We start from the raw sequence: 3,574 nt of genomic DNA, 5'->3' as shown, positions 1-3,574 counted from the left end.
GAGTACCGCGGCCAGCTACTCCGGAAGCTGAACGAGCTGTAAACGCCCCGTTCGTATCTTCTATCGAGCTTCGAGGCCGACTCTTTTTTTTTTTCAACTACCCTGCCTTCGACCCTCAGAACTCGTCGGTCGATTCCAGCCCGTCCTCGACGATGCGGAACGACGCCGTCTCGCCCGTGGCTTTCGAACGGTGTTTCTCCAGCACTGCGCGGCGATTGCCGCCGCGGAATCGCTCCAGGCGGAGTACAACGCCGGTCCAGTGCTCCAACGTGTTGCCGCCCAGCCCGCGGGTCCGGTCGGCGTCCGGGTCACGGAACACCTGATTGGTGATGACGACGGCGATGTCGTGTTTCCGGGCGAGCGAGAGCAGGTGGGTGACCTGACTCGCAACTTTGCGGAGGGACTGCCCGCCGGAGCTGTCGCCCGCGCGCTCCAGCCGGTAGAAGCCGGTCGCGGAGTCGAGCACGATGAGGTCGGTGTTCTCGACGAACTCCTCGGCGTCGCGGACCGCTTCGGCCTGCTCGTCGAAATCGTGGGCCTCGGAGACGACGATTCGCGTGGCGACGTCCTCGAAGCTCTCCTCGTCGGTCCGGGCTTCGACGAGCTGCTGGAACCGGTCAAGCGAGAGCCCCTCGGTGTCGATGTAGAGCGCCCGCCCGCCCTCGACAGCTGCGGAGACGGCCGCCGAGAGCACGAGGTTCGTTTTCCCCGCCGCTGGTTCGCCGTACACCTGCGTGACGGTGCCGCGCTCGAAGCCGCCGCCGAGCAGGTCGTCGACGGGCAGGCAGCCGGTAGAGACGGGGTGAGTCATTGGGACGTCGTTGCGCGTACTACTACGAAAGGGCTCGGAACTTGGGCCAGCTCCCCGGTAACGATAGAAGGGGGTCGTGATGCCACAGCAATCGACGATGGCGTGCCACGGCAGCGGGATGGCGCCGATAACGGTCAGAACGACTGATAGGAACCAGGAGAGGCCGACGACTTCGAGCACGGTTTGCTCACAGACGGAGAACTACCCGCCGAGCAGGAGAAAGGGTAGAACGACCCCCGCCCGGGCTGCGAGCGACCGGTATCCGTCCTCGCCCATATCGCCCTCCTGGCAATTCACCCCACTACGCTCCAGCGGTACAGGACACTCCCAACCGCGGCAGTATTCCTACTCTCGGACCTGCTCCTCAGCCCGGCGAACCACGTCCCGCACCGGCAGCCCCGTCTCCTTGGCCACCGCGAGCGCGTCGTCGTACTCCGCGCTGTAGTCGAACACCGTCCCCGCCTCGTCGCTCGCGATCTTCACCGCCACCTCGTAGTCCGCACCCCTGATGGAGAGCGTAGCTGTCTCGAATCGCCGCTGGGCGACCCAGCGGTGGCCCGCGCCGTGCTCCCGGACGCCCAGGGTGCCCGTTTCCTCGGCCAGTCGGCGCGCGACCCGCTCTGCATCTGTGGGGTTGCAGACCACCTTCACCAGATGACCGGGCCGGGATTTCTTCATCGTCGTCGGGACCACCGTCACGTCCCGCGCGCCGGCCGCCGTGAGCGTTTCCTGGAGACTCCCCAGCACCTCCGGGGTCGCGTCGTCGAGGTTGGTTTCGAGCACCGAGATCCCCTCGCGGGTGAGCCCACCCTCCCCTCCGCCGATGATCGCGCGCACGACGTTCGGGTGCTGGTCGAACGCCTTCTTGCCCGCGCCGTAGCCCGAGGCGTCGACGCGCAGTTCCGGCAGGCGCTCGACGCCCTCCGCGACAGCCGCGAGGATGGCCGCGCCCGTCGGCGTGAGCAGTTCGGTGTCGATCGGACCGCCGCGGAGCGACCAGTCCGCGCGCTCGGCAATCTCGACGACGGCGGGTGAGGGCACGGGGTAGGTGCCGTGGGAGAACGTCACCTCACCCCCGCCGGTGAACAGGGGGGTTGTGACCACGCGCTCGACGCCGCGTTCGCGCAGGTCGTCGAGAAGAAGGCAGAACCCCACGACGTCGGCGATAGCGTCGTCAGTGCCTACCTCGTGGAACGCCGTCTCCCTCAGGTCGGTGCCGTGGACCGCTGCTTCGGCTTCGCCCAGAATTTCGAACGTCTCCAGCGCCTCGGCCTCGGCGCTGTCGGGGAGTCCCATCGACTCGACCAGTTCGACCACCTCCGCGTACGTCCGGGTGTGACCGTGCCCCTCGGCGTCGTTGCTGTGGTCGTGGTCACTGTGGCTGTGGTCGTGCGTGTGACTGCCCTCATCGTGGTCGTGCTCCGCGCTGTCGGCAACTGCCTCGAGGACAACCCGGACGAGCGTCGACTGAATCCCGTTCCGGTCGACCTGTTCAGTTTCGTAGCGTACCGGAAGCGCCGCCTCCACGACGTCGAGGACGCTGCGGTCGGCACCCACAGCGAGCAGCGCGCCGAGCAGCATATCGCCGGCGGCGCCGGTCCGACCGTCGAACGCGAGCGTCTGCATACCACCGCTCGGGCGGGCGGTAAGAAAGGCGCGGCGATAGCCAGTCGGCGGCAGTTCGCGCACAAGGGCCGGGTCATGCGTGGACCTGAAAACCCGACAGGAACCGTCCTCAGCGGTCGTTAGGCCGGGTTCCGTCGGCGAGAAAGCTCGCGCTAGCGCCACACTTATGCGCGGAGGCCCCTTGGTTTCGGGTAACCTCCCCGCTGGTCAACTATGAACGAAGTTCAACTAGAGATCGCGAAGGCGTACCCGAACGACTCGGGTCGTGGTATCGCCCGGCTCGACCCCGATACGCTGCTGCATCTGAAGCTCTCACCCGGCGACATCATCGAGATCGAGGGCGCCGAGACGACCGCCGCGAAAGTGTGGCGGGCCGACCGGCAGGACTGGAACACCGACACCGTCCGCATCGACGGGTTCACCCGGCAGAACGCGGACGTCGGCATCGGCGAGCGGGTCACCATCCGCAAGGCTGAGGCCGAGAAGGCCGAGAAACTCGTGCTCGCACCGCCCGAAGAGGCGTCGGTGCAGTTCGGCTCCGAGGCCGCGGGCATGGTCAAGCGCCAGATCCTGAAACGCCCGGTCGTCGAGCGCGATATCGTCCCCGTGATGTCGAGCACGAACCACCCGTTCATGCGCTCGCCGGGACAGGCCATCCCACTCATCGCGGTCGAGACCGACCCGGACGGCGTGTGTCTGGTCACCGAGGACACCGAGGTGGAGCTCCGCGAGGAGCCAATCTCGGGGTTCGACAAGACGGGCGGCGGCATCACCTACGAGGATATCGGCGGTCTCGAGAACGAGATCCAGCGCGTCCGGGAGATGGTCGAACTGCCGATGAAACACCCCCAGATCTTCAAGAAACTCGGCATCGAGCCGCCACAGGGGGTGCTGCTCCACGGCCCGCCAGGTACGGGGAAGACGCTGCTGGCGAAGGCGGTGGCCAACGAGACCTCCGCGAGCTTCTTCTCCATCGCGGGCCCCGAGATCATCTCGAAGTACTACGGCGAGTCCGAACAACAGCTCCGTGAGATCTTCGAGGACGCGAAAGACGACAGCCCGTCGATCATCTTCATCGACGAACTGGACTCCATCGCGCCCAAGCGCGAGGACGTGACCGGCGAGGTCGAGCGCCGC

General features: G+C 66.7%; 3 protein-coding genes. 1 reads left to right on the top strand and 2 read right to left on the bottom strand.

Annotated features, from left to right (window positions below; all coding sequences use genetic code 11):
* Positions 1-115: 115 nt before the first annotated feature.
* Positions 116-811: a DNA repair and recombination protein RadB gene (gene radB / locus V5A38_RS14495; RefSeq protein WP_332326474.1), complete on the bottom strand. Its 696-nt coding sequence runs from the start codon at positions 809-811 to the stop codon at positions 116-118.
* Positions 812-1,156: 345 nt separating this feature from the next.
* The gene (larC, locus tag V5A38_RS14490; protein ID WP_332326473.1) at positions 1,157-2,437 is read right to left on the bottom strand and encodes a nickel pincer cofactor biosynthesis protein LarC; all 1,281 of its coding nucleotides are present in this window, start codon (positions 2,435-2,437) and stop codon (positions 1,157-1,159) included.
* 213 nt (positions 2,438-2,650) lie between these two features.
* Between larC and V5A38_RS14485 the strand changes: the two genes are divergently transcribed.
* Positions 2,651-3,574, top strand: a 924-nt coding sequence (locus tag V5A38_RS14485; RefSeq protein WP_332326472.1) for an AAA family ATPase, incomplete at its 3' end; no start/stop codon positions are given.

It is taken from the genome of Halolamina sp. (assembly GCF_036626355.1).
Lineage (GTDB): Archaea > Halobacteriota > Halobacteria > Halobacteriales > Haloferacaceae > Halolamina.
The sequence above is the reverse complement of the archived record's forward strand: the minus strand, read 5'-3'. Positions and strand labels throughout refer to the sequence as shown.